The organism is Streptomyces sp. WM6378, from assembly GCF_001279695.1.
In the GTDB taxonomy this organism is placed as follows: Bacteria; Actinomycetota; Actinomycetes; order Streptomycetales; family Streptomycetaceae; genus Streptomyces.
Window position 1 is genome coordinate 1 of the sequence record NZ_LGDD01000294.1, and the last position, 16,859, is coordinate 16,859.

General features: G+C 72.1%; 20 protein-coding genes. 17 read left to right on the forward strand and 3 right to left on the reverse strand.

Going from position 1 to position 16,859, the window contains the following annotated elements; all coding sequences use genetic code 11:
• Nucleotides 1-93 precede the first annotated feature (93 nt).
• The 6 genes from hisH to ADK54_RS24265 all read left to right on the forward strand — a co-directional run bounded on the left by hisH (nucleotide 94) and on the right by ADK54_RS24265 (nucleotide 4,884).
• On the forward strand, nucleotides 94-738 hold the full coding sequence (gene hisH, locus ADK54_RS24240) for an imidazole glycerol phosphate synthase subunit HisH (protein WP_053727816.1): 645 nt from the start codon (nucleotides 94-96) through the stop codon (nucleotides 736-738).
• The gene (gene priA / locus ADK54_RS24245) at nucleotides 738-1,466 is read left to right on the forward strand and encodes a bifunctional 1-(5-phosphoribosyl)-5-((5-phosphoribosylamino)methylideneamino)imidazole-4-carboxamide isomerase/phosphoribosylanthranilate isomerase PriA (RefSeq protein WP_053727817.1); all 729 of its coding nucleotides are present in this window, start codon (nucleotides 738-740) and stop codon (nucleotides 1,464-1,466) included. Before hisH ends, priA begins: the two co-directional genes overlap by 1 nt.
• On the forward strand, nucleotides 1,463-1,864 hold the full coding sequence (locus ADK54_RS24250) for a RidA family protein (protein ID WP_053727818.1): 402 nt from the start codon (nucleotides 1,463-1,465) through the stop codon (nucleotides 1,862-1,864). The genes priA and ADK54_RS24250 overlap by 4 nt, the downstream gene beginning before the upstream one ends.
• Nucleotides 1,861-2,616, forward strand: a complete 756-nt coding sequence (hisF, locus tag ADK54_RS24255; protein ID WP_053727819.1) for an imidazole glycerol phosphate synthase subunit HisF — start codon at nucleotides 1,861-1,863, stop codon at nucleotides 2,614-2,616. The genes ADK54_RS24250 and hisF overlap by 4 nt, the downstream gene beginning before the upstream one ends.
• Nucleotides 2,617-3,011: 395 nt before the next feature.
• Complete coding sequence (locus ADK54_RS24260; protein ID WP_053727820.1) at nucleotides 3,012-3,599, forward strand: ArsR/SmtB family transcription factor; 588 nt, start codon at nucleotides 3,012-3,014, stop codon at nucleotides 3,597-3,599.
• 16 nt (nucleotides 3,600-3,615) lie between these two features.
• Nucleotides 3,616-4,884, forward strand: a complete 1,269-nt coding sequence (locus ADK54_RS24265) for an MFS transporter (RefSeq protein ID WP_053727821.1) — start codon at nucleotides 3,616-3,618, stop codon at nucleotides 4,882-4,884.
• Here ADK54_RS24265 and ADK54_RS24270 read toward each other — a convergent pair.
• On the reverse strand, nucleotides 4,881-5,513 hold the full coding sequence (locus ADK54_RS24270; RefSeq protein ID WP_053727822.1) for a TIGR03085 family metal-binding protein: 633 nt from the start codon (nucleotides 5,511-5,513) through the stop codon (nucleotides 4,881-4,883). The two genes, ADK54_RS24265 and ADK54_RS24270, sit on opposite strands and share 4 nt — an antisense overlap.
• A gap of 83 nt (nucleotides 5,514-5,596) precedes the next feature.
• On the opposite strand from ADK54_RS24270, the gene hisI reads away from it, so the two are divergent.
• Together hisI and ADK54_RS24280 are read left to right on the forward strand one after the other, a co-directional pair.
• On the forward strand, nucleotides 5,597-5,947 hold the full coding sequence (gene hisI / locus ADK54_RS24275) for a phosphoribosyl-AMP cyclohydrolase (protein WP_053727823.1): 351 nt from the start codon (nucleotides 5,597-5,599) through the stop codon (nucleotides 5,945-5,947).
• A gap of 2 nt (nucleotides 5,948-5,949) precedes the next feature.
• Nucleotides 5,950-7,434, forward strand: coding sequence for an anthranilate synthase component I (locus ADK54_RS24280; protein ID WP_053727824.1), 1,485 nt, complete (start codon nucleotides 5,950-5,952; stop codon nucleotides 7,432-7,434).
• On the opposite strand, the gene ADK54_RS24285 is transcribed toward ADK54_RS24280, so the two are convergent.
• Nucleotides 7,424-8,641: a S53 family peptidase gene (locus tag ADK54_RS24285; protein ID WP_053727825.1), complete on the reverse strand. Its 1,218-nt coding sequence runs from the start codon at nucleotides 8,639-8,641 to the stop codon at nucleotides 7,424-7,426. The two genes, ADK54_RS24280 and ADK54_RS24285, sit on opposite strands and share 11 nt — an antisense overlap.
• A gap of 307 nt (nucleotides 8,642-8,948) precedes the next feature.
• On the opposite strand from ADK54_RS24285, the gene ADK54_RS24290 reads away from it, so the two are divergent.
• The 9 genes from ADK54_RS24290 to lgt all read left to right on the forward strand — a co-directional run bounded on the left by ADK54_RS24290 (nucleotide 8,949) and on the right by lgt (nucleotide 15,814).
• Nucleotides 8,949-9,605 (forward strand): TIGR02234 family membrane protein, encoded by a 657-nt coding sequence (locus ADK54_RS24290; RefSeq protein WP_053727826.1) that lies wholly within the window; start codon nucleotides 8,949-8,951, stop codon nucleotides 9,603-9,605.
• 141 nt (nucleotides 9,606-9,746) lie between these two features.
• The gene (locus tag ADK54_RS24295) at nucleotides 9,747-10,016 is read left to right on the forward strand and encodes an HGxxPAAW family protein (RefSeq protein ID WP_053727827.1); all 270 of its coding nucleotides are present in this window, start codon (nucleotides 9,747-9,749) and stop codon (nucleotides 10,014-10,016) included.
• Between the two features lie 74 nt (nucleotides 10,017-10,090).
• Entirely contained in the window at nucleotides 10,091-10,540 is a 450-nt protein-coding gene (locus ADK54_RS24300; protein WP_078966584.1) for a DUF2752 domain-containing protein, read from the forward strand.
• 166 nt (nucleotides 10,541-10,706) lie between these two features.
• Nucleotides 10,707-11,516, forward strand: coding sequence for an indole-3-glycerol phosphate synthase TrpC (gene trpC, locus ADK54_RS24305; protein WP_053727829.1), 810 nt, complete (start codon nucleotides 10,707-10,709; stop codon nucleotides 11,514-11,516).
• An 8-nt stretch (nucleotides 11,517-11,524) separates the two neighbouring features.
• Nucleotides 11,525-11,680, forward strand: a complete 156-nt coding sequence (trpM, locus tag ADK54_RS48850) for a tryptophan biosynthesis modulator TrpM (RefSeq protein ID WP_398876782.1) — start codon at nucleotides 11,525-11,527, stop codon at nucleotides 11,678-11,680.
• A 132-nt stretch (nucleotides 11,681-11,812) separates the two neighbouring features.
• On the forward strand, nucleotides 11,813-13,066 hold the full coding sequence (gene trpB / locus ADK54_RS24310) for a tryptophan synthase subunit beta (protein WP_053727830.1): 1,254 nt from the start codon (nucleotides 11,813-11,815) through the stop codon (nucleotides 13,064-13,066).
• Entirely contained in the window at nucleotides 13,063-13,878 is an 816-nt protein-coding gene (gene trpA / locus ADK54_RS24315; protein WP_053727831.1) for a tryptophan synthase subunit alpha, read from the forward strand. The genes trpB and trpA overlap by 4 nt, the downstream gene beginning before the upstream one ends.
• Nucleotides 13,879-13,962: 84 nt before the next feature.
• A complete protein-coding gene (locus tag ADK54_RS24320) occupies nucleotides 13,963-14,784 on the forward strand; it encodes a DsbA family protein (RefSeq protein ID WP_053727832.1) in 822 nt (273 codons plus the stop codon).
• Nucleotides 14,785-14,863: 79 nt separating this feature from the next.
• Nucleotides 14,864-15,814, forward strand: a complete 951-nt coding sequence (gene lgt / locus ADK54_RS24325; RefSeq protein WP_053727833.1) for a prolipoprotein diacylglyceryl transferase — start codon at nucleotides 14,864-14,866, stop codon at nucleotides 15,812-15,814.
• Nucleotides 15,815-15,902: 88 nt separating this feature from the next.
• Here lgt and rbsK read toward each other — a convergent pair whose 3' ends face one another.
• Nucleotides 15,903-16,790: a ribokinase gene (gene rbsK, locus ADK54_RS24330; RefSeq protein WP_053727879.1), complete on the reverse strand. Its 888-nt coding sequence runs from the start codon at nucleotides 16,788-16,790 to the stop codon at nucleotides 15,903-15,905.
• Nucleotides 16,791-16,859: the final 69 nt, after the last annotated feature.

Consider the following 16,859-nt stretch of genomic DNA (forward strand, 5'->3'; position numbering starts at 1 on the left):
GGCCGTCGAGCGGCTCGCATGGCTGGCCGTACCCCACCGGGACCGAGAGGTCACAACCCTATCCACCAGGGCTGCAGAAGGGATGGTCCTCTAGTGAGCGCGGCAGCCAAGAAGGTCGTCGTCTTCGACTACGGCTTCGGCAACGTACGGTCCGCCGAGCGGGCCCTTGCCCACGTCGGCGCCGACGTCGAGATCACCCGGGACTACGACCGGGCCATGAACGCCGACGGGCTCCTCGTCCCCGGCGTCGGCGCCTTCTCCGCCTGCATGCAGGGCCTTCGCGACGCACGCGGCGACTGGATCGTGGGGCGCCGGCTCTCCGGCGGCCGCCCGGTCATGGGCATCTGCGTCGGCATGCAGATCCTCTTCGAGCGCGGCATCGAGCACGGCGTCGAGACGGAGGGCCTGGACGAGTGGCCCGGCGTCGTCGAGCCGCTCAACGCCCCGGTCGTGCCGCACATGGGCTGGAACACGGTGAAGGCCCCCGAGGGCAGCGAGCTGTTCGCGGGCCTGGACGCCGAAGCCCGCTTCTACTTCGTGCACTCCTACGCCGTGCGCGACTGGAGCCTCGAAGTCACCAACCCCAAGATCCGTGCCCCCAGGGTCACTTGGGCCACCCACGGCGAGCCGTTCGTCGCCGCGGTGGAGAACGGTGCGCTGTGGGCCACCCAGTTCCACCCCGAGAAGTCCGGCGACGCCGGAGCCCAGCTGCTCACCAACTGGATCGGAACCCTGTGATGGCCCCCAAGCTCGAACTCCTCCCCGCCGTCGACGTCCGCGACGGCCAGGCCGTACGCCTGGTCCACGGCGAGTCCGGCTCCGAGACGTCCTACGGCTCGCCCCTGGAGGCGGCCCTCGCCTGGCAGCGCTCCGGCGCCGAGTGGCTGCACCTGGTCGACCTGGACGCCGCGTTCGGCACCGGCGACAACCGCGCGCTGATCGCCGAGGTCGCGGGCGCCATGGACATCAAGGTCGAGCTGTCCGGCGGCATCCGCGACGACGCCTCCCTGGCCGCCGCCCTCGCCACCGGCTGCACCCGCGTCAACCTCGGCACGGCGGCCCTTGAGACCCCGGAGTGGGTCGCCAAGGTCATCGCCGAGTTCGGCGACCGGATCGCGGTCGGCCTGGACGTGCGCGGCACCACGCTGCGCGGCCGCGGCTGGACCCGCGACGGCGGCGACCTGTACGAGACCCTGGCCCGCCTGGACTCCGAGGGCTGCGCGCGCTACGTCGTCACCGACATCGCCAAGGACGGCACGCTCCAGGGCCCCAACCTGGAGCTGCTGCGCAACGTCTGCGCGGCCACGGACAAGCCGGTGGTGGCCTCCGGCGGCGTCTCCTCCCTGGACGACCTGCGGGCCATCTCCGAACTGGTCCCGCTCGGAGTCGAGGGCGCGATCGTGGGCAAGGCCCTGTACGCGAAGGCCTTCACGCTGGAAGAGGCGCTCAAGGCGGTTGCCGCATGAGCGACGAGGTCCGCAAGATCTCCTCCGGCGCCCCCTGGGAGGAGCGCTTCGGCTACTCCCGCGCCGTGGAACTCCCGGGCGGCCTTGTCCTGGTGGCCGGTTGTACGTCGGTGACCAACGGCCGCATCGACGAGGGCGGTCCGTACCAGCAGACGGTGAACGCGTTCGGCGTCGCCATCAAGGCGCTGGAGTCCATCGGCCTCGGCCGCGCCGATGTGGTCCGCACCCGTATGTACATCACCCATGCCCGGGACGTGGAGGATGTGGGCCGAGCCCACAAGGAACTGTTCGACGACGTACGCCCCGCGTCCTCGATGCTGATCGTGTCGGGCTTCGTGGACCCGAGCCTGGTGGTAGAGGTCGAGGTAGAGGCGTACAGGGGAACGGTGGCGTCATGACCTTGGCCGTACGAGTGATCCCCTGCCTGGACGTGGACAACGGCCGGGTCGTCAAGGGCGTGAACTTCCAGAACCTGCGCGATGCCGGCGACCCCGTCGAGATGGCCAAGCTGTACGACGCCGAGGGCGCGGACGAGCTGACGTTCCTCGACATCACGGCGTCCTCCGGCAACCGCGAGACCACGTACGACGTGGTGCGCCGCACCGCGGAGCAGGTCTTCATCCCGCTGACGGTGGGCGGCGGCGTCCGAAGCACCGACGACGTGGACAAGCTCCTGCGGGCGGGCGCGGACAAGGTGGGCGTGAACACGGCCGCCATCGCCCGCCCCGACCTGATCCGCGAAATCGCCGAACGCTTCGGCCGCCAGGTCCTGGTCCTCTCGGTGGACGCCCGCCGAACCGCGTCGGGCACCTTCGAAGTGACGACCCACGGCGGCCGCAGGGGCACGGGCATCGACGCGGTCGAATGGGCGCACCGGGCGGCCGAGTTGGGGGCGGGGGAGATCCTGCTCAACTCGATGGACGCGGACGGCACGAAGGACGGCTACGACACGGAGATGATCGCGGCGGTCCGCCGCCACGTGACCGTCCCGGTCATCGCCTCGGGCGGCGCCGGCCGCCTGTCCGACTTCCCCCCGGCCATTGAGGCGGGCGCGGACGCGGTCCTGGCGGCGTCGGTCTTCCACTTCGGCGACCTGCGCATCGCAGAGGTGAAGGAAACCCTGCGAAAGGCGGGCCACCCGATCCGCTGAACCCCGTCCCCACCCCACCCCTTCCCGAGACCCGCCGGGGGTGAATCAGGTGCGGACCGTGGGCGGCTGGTCGCGCCCACGCGGCGCAGCCGCACAATGTCGCAGCCCCGCGCCCCTAGCGGCATGCGGTACGGGCATACCCAGCCTGTCCGGCGCTTGAGGACGAGCGCCCTCAAGGCGCGAACGGGGTCTGGGGCGGAGCCCCAGGAACGACCACCGGGCCGCAGCCGAGCCATCTCACCCCCGGCGGGTTTCGGGAAGGGGGGTGAGGGCTCAACGGGGTCTGGGGCGGAGCCCCAGTGATGCTGGGCCACCACGACACCCCTGCCAGATGCGCAGCACTTCTTGCGCAACTTTTATTGCGCAACATTCCTTTCCTATCTACGCTCGATGCCATGGCACCCAAGGGCAACCGCAGGATCACCGACGTCGACACCCTCAAGGCATTCGGCCACCCCCTGCGCATGAAGCTCTACCGCGCGCTCTACAACGCCCGCTCCGCCACCGCCTCCCAGCTCGCCGACCAGGTCGACGAAGCCGTCTCCCTCGTCAGCTACCACCTGCGCAAGCTCGCCGACCACGGGCTCATCGAGGAGGCCGAGCCGCAGGGCAAGGACGGGCGCGAGCGTTGGTGGCAGCCCGCGTCGGACGGGATCAGCTACCGCCACGAGGACTTCAAGGACGCCCCCGAGAAGGTCGCCGTGCACACCTCGGTGACCCGGCTCCTCCTGGAGCAGCGGATCGAGCTGTACCGCGCCTTCCTCGACGCCATGTCCGCCTGGCGCGAGGAGTGGGTGACCGCCTCGTTCAGCAGCGAGTACACGGCTCACCTGACCCCGGCCGAACTCACGGCGCTGGACGGGGAGTTGGACGCCGTGCTCGGCAAGTACAAGCAGCGCGGCGAAGCCGCCGTCGCGGCGGGCGACACCGAGGGGCGCGAGAACGTCGCGGTCCACCTGTACGGCTTCCCCTTCCGCGCCTGAGAGGACTTCCGTGTCGATGAGAACCCCGGTCGGGCCGGAAGCCGCCACCCTCATACCGGCCGCCCCCGCCCGCCCCGCCCACCGCGACGGCAACGTGCTGCGGTGGCTCGCCGCGTACACCTCGTCGCTCGTCGGCGACAGCGTGTACTACATGGCGCTGGCCTGGGCCGCGGCGCGTTCCGGGAGCCCCGGGCAGGCCGGGCTCGTGCTCGCGGTGGGCGCCGTGCCCAGGGCGCTGCTCATGCTCGGCGGCGGCGTGGTCGCCGACCGGTTCGGGCCGCGCCGGGTCGTGATCGGCAGCGACGCCGCCCGCAGCCTGATCATCCTGGGCATGGCCGCGACCCTGCTGGTCACGGGCCCCGAACTGTGGCTCCTGATCGTGCTCGCGCTGGTTTTCGGGGCCGTGGACGCGGTGCTGCTGCCCGCGCTCGGCGCGCTGCCGCCCAGGCTCACCGGCCCCGGCGAACTCGCCCGGGTGCAGGGGCTCAAGGGGATCGGTGCGCGGGTCGCCAACATCGCCGGGGCCCCGCTCGGCGGGCTCGCCGTGGCGCTCGGCGGGACCGCGGCCACCTTCGCCGTGGCGGGAGCCCTGTTCGCCGTCTCGACCGCCCTGCTGGTGCGCGTACGCATCGCCCGGCTGCCCGGCGACGACCAGAAGGCCGAGGAGCCCGCGCTGCGGGAGCTCGCCGACGGGCTGCGCTACATCCGCCGCCACGCCCTGCTCGCCCCGCTGATGCTGGTCATAGCCGTCGGCGAGCTGGGTTTCGCCGCCCCGCTCAACATCGGGCTCACCCTGCTCGCGAAGGAGCGGGGCTGGGGCGCGGCCGGCATGGGATGGATCGTCGCCGCGTTCGGGGCGGGCGCGGGGGCCGCCTCGCTGCTGCTCTCGGTACGCGGCCGGATCCCCCGCGCCGGGCTCGTCCTGCCGGTGTCCCTGCTCGGCGGCGCGACCGCCATAGGCGCCCTGGCGTACACCCACTCGGTGGCGCTCGCCGCGGCCGCCGGCGTCCTCATCGGACTGCTCGCCGGGCTGAGCGGCGCCCTGTGCGGGGCGCTGGTGCAGACCGCGACGGAGCCCGCCTACCTCGGCCGGGTCACCGCCGTGTCGTCCCTGTTCACCATGGGCATCGCGCCGCTCGGCTATCCGCTGGCGGGCGCCGCCATCGGCGCCTGGGGCACCACGCCCGTGTTCCTGGCCAGCGCGGCGGTGTGCGCGACGGGCGCGGTGACGGGACTTGCCTCCGGCCACCTGCGCCGCGCGGAGCTGCCCAAGACCGCGGTCTAGATCCCGAGCTTCGCCTCCAGCGCCCGTGTGGACGCCTCCTTGTCGCCCTCCAGCTCGACCTGCGCCGCCTCCTGGCGGCCGTGCGCGAACAGCGTCAGCTCGCCCGGCTCGCCCGTGACCGTCACCACCGGGGTGCCCTTGTGCGCCACCGCCGTCTGGCCGTCCGGGCGGCGCAGCACGATGCCCACCGGCGACCTGCGGCCCATCAGCCGGGCCGCCTTCTCCAGGCGGGACCACAGCGCGTCCGAGAACACCGGGTCGAGCTCGCGGGGCGTCCAGTCCGGCTGCGCCCGGCGGACGTCCTCGGCGTGAACATAGAACTCCACCGCGTTGGCGCCCTCGTCGACCTGCTTGAGGTTGTACGGGGAGTACTTCGGCGGGCCGGTGCGGATGAGCTGGATCAGTTCCTCGTACGGCTTGGCGGCGAATTCCGCCTGGACCCGGTCGAGGCGGTTCTTCAGGGCCGGGATCACGATCCCGCCCGCCGCGTCGAGGCGCCGCTCGCGCACCACGACATGGGCCGCGAGTTCGCGGGCCGTCCAGCCCTCGCAGAGGGTCGGTGCCTCGGGGCCCGCCGCCTCCAACAGGTCGGCGAGCAGAAGCCGTTCACGCTTGGCATGGGTCGACATGTCCGCCAGCGTACGGCCGCGGCCGTCGTCCGGACAGTGGACGCACCGCCCGACAGCCCCGTCGGCCACGGCAGAATGGGGGCATGACCAGCAATCTCGACCCCGCCATCGCCGCCCGCCTCAAGCGCAGCGCCGACGGTCTGGTCCCGGCCATCGCCCAGCAGTACGACACCGGTGAGGTGCTCATGCTCGGCTGGATGGACGACGAGGCCCTGCACCGCACCCTGACCACCGGCCGCTGCACGTACTGGTCGCGCAGCCGTCAGGAGTACTGGGTCAAGGGAGACACCTCCGGGCACGTCCAGCACGTGAAGTCGGTCGCCCTGGACTGCGACGCGGACACCGTCCTGGTCAAGGTCGACCAGGAGGGCGCCGCCTGCCACACCGGGGACCGCACCTGCTTCGACGCCGACGTGCTCGACCTCGGGAAGTAGTCATGGACCTCGACACCTTCCGCAAGCTCGCCGTCGACCGCCGCGTCATCCCCGTCCACCGCCGCCTGCTCGCCGACGGCGACACCCCGGTGGGCCTCTACCGCAAGCTCGCCGCCGAGCGGCCCGGCACCTTCCTGCTGGAATCCGCCGAGAACGGCCGGTCCTGGTCGCGGTACTCCTTCGTCGGCGTGCGCTCCGACGCGACCCTCACCGTGCGCGACGGAGAGGCCCACTGGATCGGAACGCCGCCGGTCGGCGTCCCCACTTCGGGTGATCCTCTTACGGCCCTCAAAGCCACCGTCGAGGCCCTGCACACCCCGCGCGACCTGGTCGCCGGAATGCCGCCCTTCACCGGCGGCATGGTCGGCTACCTCGGCTACGACATCGTGCGCAGGCTCGAAAAGATCGCCGAGCACGGGGGCGACGACCTCCGGCTGCCCGAGCTGACCATGCTGCTCACCTCGGACCTCGCCGTGCTCGACCACTGGGACGGCTCGGTCCTGCTGATCGCCAACGCGATCAACCACAACGACCTCGACACCGGCGTCGACGAGGCGTACGAGCACGCCGTGGCCCGGCTCGACGCGATGGAGGCCGACCTCGCGAAGCCCGCCGAGTACGCGCCGGTCGCGCTGCCCGCCTCCGAGCTGCCCGAGTACACCGCGCTGTGGGGCGGCAAGGCCTACCAGGACGCCGTCGAGGACATCAAGGAGCGCATCCGGTCCGGCGAGGCCTTCCAGGTGGTGCCTTCGCAGCGCTTCGAAACGCCGTGCCGGGCAAGCGCGTTGGACGTCTACCGGGTGCTGCGGGCGACCAATCCGTCGCCGTACATGTACCTGTTCCGCTTCGACGGCTTCGACGTCGTGGGATCGAGCCCCGAGGCGCTCGTCAAGGTCGAGGACGGGCGCGCGATGCTTCACCCGATCGCCGGGACCCGGCCGCGCGGCGCCACCCCGCAGCGCGACCAGGCGCTCGCCGACGAGCTGCTCGCCGACCCCAAGGAGCGCGCCGAGCACCTCATGCTCGTCGACCTCGGCCGCAACGACCTGGGCCGGGTCTGCGAACCGGGCTCGGTGGAGGTCGTGGACTTCATGTCGATCGAGCGGTACTCCCATGTGATGCACATCGTGTCGACCGTGACCGGCCGGGTCGCCGAGGGACGCACCGCGTTCGACGTCCTGACGGCCTGCTTCCCGGCCGGCACGCTCTCGGGTGCCCCCAAGCCCCGCGCCATGCAGATCATCGAGGAGCTCGAACCCAGCCGCCGCGGGCTCTACGGAGGCTGCGTCGGCTACCTCGACTTCGCCGGGGACTCCGACACCGCGATCGCGATCCGCACCGCACTGCTGCGGGACGGCACCGCCTACGTGCAGGCCGGAGCCGGCGTGGTCGCCGACTCCGACCCGGTCGCGGAGGACGACGAGTGCCGCAACAAGGCGGCCGCCGTCCTGCGCGCGGTCAACACGGCCAACCGGCTCAGCCGGTGAACGCGGCGGTCCCGTTCGGGGTGCCGAGCCCCGTCGGGCCGTCGTAGCCGCTGCCCGAGTTGCACAGGTAGCTCGGCGAGCAGCTGCCGTTGGAGCCGCTCGTCACGTCGTTGAGCGAACCGGTGTGGGCGTACGGGAACGAGGCGGGCGTGGAGCCCGAGGACGGGGTGCCCGCGAGCGCGTACACCGCGGCGATCAGCGGCGAGGAGGCGCTGGTGCCGCCGAACACCTCCCAGCCCGGGTCGCCGCCGTAGGTGTCGTACACCGCGACACCCGTGGCCGGGTCGGCGACCGCAGAGACGTCCGCGACGGTCCGCTTCGCGCAGCCGGTGTCCTTCTGCCAGCTCGGCTTCGCGTCGTAGGCGGAGCAGCCGGAACCGGCGTCGCTCCAGGCGCTCTCGGTCCAGCCGCGGCTGTTGGACGAGGAGTTGAGCGAGGTGCCGCCGACCGCGGTGACATAGCGGGAGGCCGCCGGGTACTCGGTGCCGTAGGCCCCGTCACCGGAGCTCACCGTGATGGCGACGCCCGGGTGGTTGAAGTACTTGGTGTCGTACGAGGTGTCGGAGGAGGACTCGCCGCCGCCGTAGCTGTTGGACACGTACTTCGCGCCGAGCGACACCGCCGTGTTGACGGCCGTGCCCAGGTTGGCCATCGACGACGACTTCGCCTCGACCAGCAGGATCTTGCAGTTGGGGCAGGCCGCGCTGACCATGTCGAGGTCGAGGGATATCTCCTCGGCCCAGCCGGCGTCGGCGCTCGGCAGGGTCGAGGTGCCGGTCTGGCCGACCTTCTGGAAGCAGCCGTTGGCCGTCGTGCAGGCCGGAAGCCCGTACTGGGAACGGTACTTGGCGAGGTCGGCGGCCGCGTTGGGGTCGTCGTACGCGTCGACGATCGCCACGGTCCGGCCCGAACCGGCCGTCGAGGACGGCAGCTTGTACGCGGACTGGATCGAGGCGGGGCCGTAGCCGGAGGGCGCGGCTGCGGCGGTCAGCGCGCGCTCGGCATTGGCGGACTTCACCGTGCCGCCGGTCACCTTCAGCGCCTTGCAGGCCATGACGTCCTTCTGCGTCGGGGCCGCGCAGGAGCGGACGGTGGTGACGTGCGCCGCGGTCGAAGGGGTGGCCGCCTGGGCGAGGGGAGTTGCCAGGGCGAGCGCTGCCGCGGCCAAGGTGGCGGCCAGGGCGGTGGGGGACTGGGATCTGCGCAACTTACTTCCTCCGTGAGGTGGGTCAACCAGGAGACGTGCGGGTGCGCTGTGCGGGCCGTGCCGCGTGGTGCGCGACTCGGACCGGCGGTGAACCTAGGTGTGACCCGGCCATGCCAACAAGAAGGTGGCTGGAATCTCTATCGCCGCTTTGCCTTCGGGGGCCGTTCAAGGTCTGTTCGGGGACAGTTCCCGGGCTGATCGGGGGCAGCTGATGGCCGATCCCTTGCCCGCCCTTGGTTCCTGTCGGCGGCTGGGCGTGGCAAGGACGCGGGCCCCGGGTGCGGCGCCGGGCCGCGCGCAGGCGATAGTGGAGTACGTGAGTGCCGCATCCGTACCCCAGCCCCGTGCCGAAGCAGCCGCGCCGTCCGCCCGCGGCGGCGGCCGCCGCAGCCTGGCCGCCGCACTGCTCGCCGGCGCCGTCGGCGCCGCCGTCGTCCTCATGGCCTCCGGGCAGACCTGGGCCCACGGCCAGGCCGCCGTCGGCGGTGGTGCGCTGCCGCTGAAGGCCTCCGGCGGCGACATCACCGGCGTGCCCTCCGCCCTCGCGATCGTCGGCCTGGCCGCCCTGGTGGCCGTCTTCGCGGTACGCGGCCCGGGCCGCGTCCTGGTCGCCGTGCTGCTCACGCTCAGCGGCGCCGGGGCCGCCGTGACCGCCTGGCTCGGCGTCGGCGACAGCGCCGCCCTGGACGAGAAGGCGGCCAAGGCCAGCGGCGACGCCGCGGCCACGATCAACGCGCTCACCCACACGAGCTGGCCCTACGTCGCCGTCGCCGGCGGTGCCCTGCTGCTGCTCGCCGGGCTGCTCGCCCTCCGCTTCGGCGCGTCCTGGCCCGCGATGGGCGGCCGCTACGAGCGCGACGGCACCCCCCGCCCGCGCAAGGCGCGCACCGCGCCCGACCCGGAGCGCCCCGAGGAACTCTGGAAGGCGCTGGACCGCGGCGAGGACCCGACGCGCGAGAGCTGACCCCCGCACCCGGGCATCCGTTCCGGTGCGGGACAATGGCGTGGAGCGTCGGGTTCGACGACAGCGGTGGCAGCGGAAAAGACGCCGACAGCAGCGCCGACAACGACAACAACACGGAAACACCTACGAGGAGCAACCCCCATGGCGAAGAGCGGCCACGGCCACACCCCGGCAGCCTGGACCGGTGTCATCATTGCCTTCATCGGATTCTGCGTGACCTGCGTCTTCATAGTGGCCGCCAACCCGGTGGGCTTCTGGGCCGGCATCGCACTCCTCGGCATCTCCGCCGTCGTCGGCGGCGTCATGAAGATGGCCGGCCTCGGCACCCCCAAGGACACGCCCGAGATGCAGCGCATGCGCGAGGACGCCGCCGCCAAGGTGCGCGCCCGTCTTGAGGCCCAGGCAGGCTGAACCGCCGGCCACCCTGTTGGGCGCAGCCCCCACACGGGCTGCGCCTTTTCATGTGATCGGGGGACAATCACCCAGTGGACGCAGCCCAGCCGACCCCCGCCCCGGCGCATCCGGCCGCCACGCCCGCCACCCCGGCCAGGAGGCTCCTGGTGCCGTTCGGCACGCTCGGCGCGGTGGCCTCCGCGTTCGCGTACGTGGGCCTCGTCGACCCGAACCATCCGGGGCACTATCCGGTCTGCCCGCTGTACCGGTTCACCGGCGTCTACTGCCCCGGCTGCGGCGGGCTGCGCAGCGCACACGACTTCATCACCGGGCACTTCGCCGCGGCCGTCCACTCCAACGCCCTCGCCGTCGCCGGCTATCTGCTCTTCGCCGCGGGCTGGGTCCTGTGGGCCGTCCGCTCGGCCCGGGGGCTGCCCGTGCGATTCACGCCGAGCGATCGCCAGTGGTGGTTGATCGGATCGGTCGTGTTGATCTTCTCGGTGGTCCGGAACCTGCCGTTCGGCTCGGTACTCGCGCCGTGACGGAATCGGTGAATCCGCAGGTGACGTCCCAATTATTGGGACGCCGGTCAACCGGATGCGACCCCTTCGCTCCGGTGCGGATACCATCGTCATGGCTGATCGTGACCGCTTGTGAGGGTCACCCTCGTCCTGACCGACATCACCGTCCCGGAAGGGGGCCGCTCGCGTGAGTGTGCTCGACGAGATCATCGAAGGCGTCCGCGCCGACCTCGCAGAGCGGCAGGCGCGTGTCAGCCTCGACGAGCTGAAGGAGCGCGCCGAAAAGGCGCCCCAGGCCCGGGACGGGGTCGCGGCCCTGCGCGGCGACGGCGTGAAGGTCATCTGCGAGGTCAAGCGCTCCAGCCCCTCCAAGGGCGCGCTCGCCGCCATCGCGGACCCCGCGGCCCTCGCCGCCGACTACGAGGCGGGCGGCGCGTCCGTCATCTCCGTGCTGACCGAGCAGCGCCGGTTCGGCGGCTCGCTCGCCGACCTGGAGGCCGTCCGCGCCAAGGTCGACATCCCGGTCCTGCGCAAGGACTTCATCGTCACGGCCTACCAGCTGTGGGAGGCCCGCGCGTACGGCGCCGACCTCGCGCTGCTCATCGTGGCCGCCCTGGACCAGCCGGCCCTGGTGTCGCTGATCGAGCGCGCCGAGTCGATCGGCCTCACCCCGCTGGTCGAGGTGCACGACGAGGACGAGGTCGACCGGGCCGTGGACGCGGGCGCCAAGATCATCGGCGTCAACGCGCGCAACCTGAAGGACCTCAAGGTCGACCGCACCACGTTCGAGCGGGTCGCCCCGGAGATCCCGAACCACATCGTGAAGATCGCCGAGTCCGGCGTCCGCGGCCCGCACGACCTCATCGCGTACGCCAACGCGGGGGCCGACGCCGTCCTGGTCGGCGAGTCCCTGGTGACCGGCAAGGACCCGCGCGCGGCCGTCGCCGACCTCGTCGCGGCGGGCGCCCACCCGGCCCTGCGCCACGGGCGGGGCTGACCGACCCCATGTCCATCGCCGTCCGCCTCGCACCCGGCTGCCGCCCCCGCGGCTGCCGCGCTCCGGCGCGCCGGGTGCACGGACGGCGCGTGCGGTACGTGATCGGCTCGGAGCCGGGTCAGGTCAACGGCATGCGATGGCGCGGTGCCCTGAGCGCCGCCTGAGTGACGTACCGCGCGACCGGCCCTTCGCGGCCCGTGGTCGCGCGCCTCGCTCATCACCTGCGGCGCCCGGGCGCATCCGTGCCAACACGCCAACCCAGGACCGGGGCTGCGACGCCCCTGCGAGGTATCCGCATGTCCAACGAGAACGAGTTCTTCGTACCCGACCCCGAAGGTCAAGTCCCAAGCCCCCAGGGCTACTTCGGCGCCTTCGGAGGCAAGTTCATCCCCGAGGCGCTGGTCGCCGCGGTGGACGAGGTGGCCGTCGAGTACGAGAAGGCCAAGCACGACCCGGCCTTCGCGGCCGAGCTCAACGACCTCATGGTCAACTACACCGGCCGGCCCAGCGCCCTGACCGAGGTGCCCCGGTTCGCCGAGCACGCGGGCGGCGCCCGGGTCTTCCTCAAGCGCGAGGACCTGAACCACACCGGCTCGCACAAGATCAACAACGTGCTCGGCCAGGCGCTGCTCACCAAGCGCATGGGCAAGACCCGCGTCATCGCCGAGACCGGGGCGGGCCAGCACGGCGTCGCCACCGCCACCGCCTGCGCCCTGTTCGGCCTCGAATGCACCATCTACATGGGCGAGATCGACACCCAGCGCCAGGCGCTGAACGTCGCCCGGATGCGGATGCTCGGCGCCGAGGTCATCCCGGTCACCTCCGGCAGCCGCACCCTCAAGGACGCCATCAACGAGGCGTTCCGCGACTGGGTCGCCAACGTCGACCGCACGCACTACCTGTTCGGCACGGTCGCAGGACCGCACCCCTTCCCCGCGATGGTGCGCGACTTCCACCGCGTGATCGGCGTCGAGGCCCGCCGCCAGATCCTGGAGCGCGCCGGACGCCTGCCCGACGCGGCCGTCGCCTGCGTGGGCGGCGGCTCGAACGCGATCGGCCTCTTCCACGCCTTCATCCCGGACGCCTCCGTACGCCTCATCGGCTGCGAGCCCGCGGGCCACGGCGTCGAGACCGGCGAGCACGCGGCGACCCTGACCGCGGGCGAGCCCGGCATCCTGCACGGTTCACGGTCGTACGTCCTCCAGGACGAGGAGGGCCAGATCACCGAGCCCTACTCGATCTCGGCGGGCCTGGACTACCCCGGCATCGGCCCGGAGCACTCCTACCTCAAGGACATCGGCCGCGGGGAGTACCGCGCGGTCACCGACGACGCGGCGATGCAGGCCCTGCGGCTCCTTTCGCGCACCGAGGGCATCATCCCGGCGATCGAGTCGGCGCACGCGCTCGCGGGCGCGCTCGACGTGGGCAAGGAGCTCGGCAAGGACGGGTTGATCGTGATCAACCTGTCCGGCCGCGGCGACAAGGACATGGACACGGCCGCGCGCTACTTCGGCCTGTACGACGGTGGACACGAGGGGGACGCGAAGTGAGCGGGAACGTAGAGCTGCTGAACGGCACTCTCGCCAAGGCGAAGGCCGAGAACCGGGCCGCGCTCATCGCCTACCTGCCGGCCGGCTTCCCGACCGTCGACGGCGGCATCGAGGCGATCAAGGCCGTGTTCGACGGCGGCGCCGACGTCGTCGAGGTCGGCCTGCCGCACAGCGACCCGGTCCTGGACGGCCCGGTCATCCAGACCGCCGACGACATCGCCCTCAAGGGCGGCGTGAAGATCGCCGACGTGCTGCGCACGGTTCGCGAGGCCCACGCGGCCACCGGCAAGCCGGTCCTGGTCATGACGTACTGGAACCCCATCGACCGCTACGGCATCGAGCGCTTCACCGCCGAGCTCGCCGAGGCGGGCGGCGCGGGCTGCATCCTGCCCGACCTGCCGGTCGAGGAGTCCGGGGTGTGGCGCGAGCACGCCGAGAAGCACGGCCTCGGCACGGTCTTCGTGGTCGCCCCGAGCAGCAAGGACGCCCGCCTCGCCACGATCACCGCGGCCGGTTCGGGCTTCGTGTACGCGGCCTCGCTGATGGGCGTCACGGGCACCCGGGAGTCGGTCGGCGCCTCGGCCGAGGACCTGGTGCGCCGGACCCGGGCGACCACGGAACTCCCGGTCTGCGTGGGCCTCGGCGTCTCGAACGCGGTCCAGGCCAAGGAGGTCGCGGTCTTCGCCGACGGCGTGATCGTCGGCTCGGCCTTCGTCAAGCGCATGCTGGACGCGCCGGACGAGGCCGCGGGCCTGGTGGCCGTACGGGAACTTGCGGCCGAGCTCGCCGAGGGCGTTCGCCGGGCGTCGTAGCGCGTTCATCGCACGGATAATCCGTACGAGTGGAAGTGGGACCGGGGAGGCACGAGCGTGCCTCCCCGGTTCGTTGCTGCGGGTGTGAGTGACAACCGTGATGCGAAGCGGGCCGCGCGAGACCGGCTCATCCAACAACGCGAGCAGCAGAAGGCGGGCGAGCGCCGCCGGCGGCAGCTGATCGTGGCCGGAGCCGTGGTGGGCGTGCTCGGCTTGGCCGCCGTGATCGGCGTGATCGCCGCGAACGCGGGCGGCAGCGAGAGCGCCAAGAGCGCGAGCACGGCGGGCCCCGCCGTGCCCCCTGCCGGAGCCGACGACAAGGGGAAGCTGGCCATCCCGGTCGGCGCCGCCGACGCCCCCTCCACGCTCACGGTGTGGGAGGACTTCCGCTGCCCGGCCTGCGCCGCGTTCGAGAAGGGCTTGAGGGCCACCATTCACGAATTGGAGAACAGCGGCCAGGTGCGCGTCCAGTACCACCTGGTCACCCTCATCGACGACAAGACCCGGGGCGGCGGCTCGCTGCACGCGGCCAACGCGGCGGGCTGCGCGCAGGACGCGGGGAAGTTCTCCGCGTACCACGACGTCCTCTACACCAACCAGCCCGACGAGATGGACGACGCGTTCGCGGACAACGCCAAGCTGCTCGATCTGGCCAAGAAGGTGCCGGGCCTGGACACGCCCGCCTTCCGCTCCTGCGTCCAGAACGGCACGCACAACAGCTGGGTCGTGAAGTCCAACGAGGCGTTCCAGGCCGGCAAGTTCAGCGGCACGCCGACCGTGCAGCTCAACGGCGAATCGATCTTCCCGGCGAAGGGCAACGAGCCGATCACCCCGGCCAACCTGAAGAAGTGGGTGACCCAGGCCAACAAGGGCAAGCGGGCCGGAGAGGCGAGCCCGGCCTCCTGAGCCACGGGGTCCTCGTTACTCATAAGTTGCCGGGCGGGTTGCCGCTGCGCCCGCCCGGCACGGTAGCGTCGACCCTGCCATGGAACTTGCCTTCATCCCCAGCCCGTCGACCGGTGTGATCCACCTCGGACCGATCCCGCTGCGCGGCTACGCCTTCTGCATCATCATCGGTGTCTTCGTTGCCGTCTGGTACGGCAACAAGCGGTGGGTCGCCCGCGGCGGCCGCTCCGGCACCGTCGCCGACATCGCCGTCTGGGCGGTGCCCTTCGGGCTCGTCGGCGGCCGGCTCTACCACGTCATCACCGACTACCAGCTGTACTTCAGCGACGGTGAGGACTGGGTCAACGCCTTCAAGATCTGGGAGGGCGGCCTCGGCATCTGGGGCGCGGTCGCGCTCGGCGCGGTCGGCGCCTGGATCGGCTGCCGCCGCCGGGGCATCCCGCTCCCCGCCTGGGCCGACGCGCTGGCCCCCGGCCTCGCCTTCGCCCAGGCCATCGGCCGCTGGGGCAACTGGTTCAACCAGGAGCTGTACGGCCGCCCCACCGACGTGCCCTGGGCCCTGAAGATCAGCGAGGGCCCGAACCGGATCGCGGGCACCTACCACCCGACGTTCCTGTACGAGTCCCTGTGGTGCGTCGGCGCCGGCTTCCTGGTCATCTGGGCCGACCGCCGCTTCAAGCTGGGCCACGGCCGGGCGTTCGCGCTGTACGTCGCCACGTACTGCGTGGGCCGCTTCTGGATCGAGTACATGCGGGTCGACGAGGCCCACCACATCCTGGGCCTGCGCCTGAACGACTGGACCGCGGGCGGCGTCTTCGTGCTGGCGGTCGCCTACATCGTGATCTCGGCGAAGCTGCGGCCCGGCCGCGAGGAGATCGTCGAGCCGGGTGCGCAGGACGATGCCGTCGAGGAGAAGGACGGCGAGTCCGTGTCCCTGGACAAGGGCGACCCCGCCGAACCCACGGACGAGCCCACCGACGAGCCCAAGGCGGAGTCGGTGGCATCGGAGCCGGAGCCGAAGAAGGCCTGACGCCCTCCCCGTACATGGCTGAGCCCCCGCTGGTGCCGGAACCCCGGCCACCGGCGGGGGCTCGCTCGTGAAAGCCCCGTACGCCCCTTTACGCGCCGATCTCCGTCCTGTACGGCATCGACGTGGCCGCCCCCGGCCGCTGCACCGACAGCGCGGCGGCGCTGGACGCCCAGGCCAGGGCGTCCAGCATCGGACGGCCCTCGGCCAGGGCCACCGCGAGGGCGCCCACGAAGGTGTCGCCCGCGCCTGTCGTGTCCACGGCGGTGACCGGCGGGGCAAGCACCGCCACCGGCTCCGGCTGCGCCCGGGACGCGTACAGACAGCCCCGCGCGCCCAGCGTGATCACGACCTCGGGCACGTGCGCGAGGAGTGCGGCCGCGGCCCGCTCGGGGTCGCCCGAGATGCCGGTCAGCGTCGCGGCCTCGTGCTCGTTGGGCACCAACAGGTCGGTGACGGCGAGGAGTTCGGGGGGCAGCGGCCGGGCGGGCGCGGGGGTCAGGATCGTACGGACCCCGTTGCGCCGGGCCGCTTCCGCACCGGCCAGGACCGCGCTCATCGGCAGTTCCAGCTGGATCAGCAGGGACCGCGCCTCGGCGATCATCGCGCGGTCCGCGTGGCTGAGCGAGGTGACCGAGCCGTTGGCGCCCGGGATGACGACGATCGCGTTGGCGCCGTCGCCGTCGACCACGATGTGGGCGGTGCCGGAGGGGCCCTCGGTGGTGCGCAGCAGGTCGATGTCGACGCCCGAGTGTTCGAGCGTGGCACGCAGCCGGTCGCCGAACTCGTCCGTGCCGACCGCGCCGATCATCGCCACCTCCGCCCCGGCCCGGGCGGCGGCGACGGCCTGGTTGGCGCCCTTGCCGCCGGGGACGGTGCGGAACTCGTGGCCGGTGACGGTCTCGCCGCTGCGCGGCGCGGTGGTGACGTACGCGACGAGGTCCATGTTGGTGCTGCCGAGCACGGTGATCCGGGTCATGCCGGGATTGTCCACCCTGGGCGGCCGGTTCCGTGGGTGCGGGGTGCCCGGCGCGTTCGACGGGCCGCA

Bases quoted from the DNA above. Each gene is read 5' to 3' on its own strand.
- priA (WP_053727817.1), top strand. From the start codon at position 738: ATGGCCCCCAAGCTCGAACTCCTCCCCGCCGTCGACGTCCGCGACGGC.
- ADK54_RS24250 (WP_053727818.1), top strand. From the start codon at position 1,463: ATGAGCGACGAGGTCCGCAAGATCTCCTCCGGCGCCCCCTGGGAGGAG.
- hisF (WP_053727819.1), top strand. From the start codon at position 1,861: ATGACCTTGGCCGTACGAGTGATCCCCTGCCTGGACGTGGACAACGGC.
- ADK54_RS24260 (WP_053727820.1), top strand. From the start codon at position 3,012: ATGGCACCCAAGGGCAACCGCAGGATCACCGACGTCGACACCCTCAAG.
- ADK54_RS24265 (WP_053727821.1), top strand. From the start codon at position 3,616: ATGAGAACCCCGGTCGGGCCGGAAGCCGCCACCCTCATACCGGCCGCC.
- ADK54_RS24270 (WP_053727822.1), bottom strand. From the start codon at position 5,513: ATGTCGACCCATGCCAAGCGTGAACGGCTTCTGCTCGCCGACCTGTTG.
- hisI (WP_053727823.1), top strand. From the start codon at position 5,597: ATGACCAGCAATCTCGACCCCGCCATCGCCGCCCGCCTCAAGCGCAGC.
- ADK54_RS24280 (WP_053727824.1), top strand. From the start codon at position 5,950: ATGGACCTCGACACCTTCCGCAAGCTCGCCGTCGACCGCCGCGTCATC.
- ADK54_RS24295 (WP_053727827.1), top strand. From the start codon at position 9,747: ATGGCGAAGAGCGGCCACGGCCACACCCCGGCAGCCTGGACCGGTGTC.
- trpM (WP_398876782.1), top strand. From the start codon at position 11,525: ATGTCCATCGCCGTCCGCCTCGCACCCGGCTGCCGCCCCCGCGGCTGC.
- trpB (WP_053727830.1), top strand. From the start codon at position 11,813: ATGTCCAACGAGAACGAGTTCTTCGTACCCGACCCCGAAGGTCAAGTC.
- lgt (WP_053727833.1), top strand. From the start codon at position 14,864: ATGGAACTTGCCTTCATCCCCAGCCCGTCGACCGGTGTGATCCACCTC.
- rbsK (WP_053727879.1), bottom strand. From the start codon at position 16,790: ATGACCCGGATCACCGTGCTCGGCAGCACCAACATGGACCTCGTCGCG.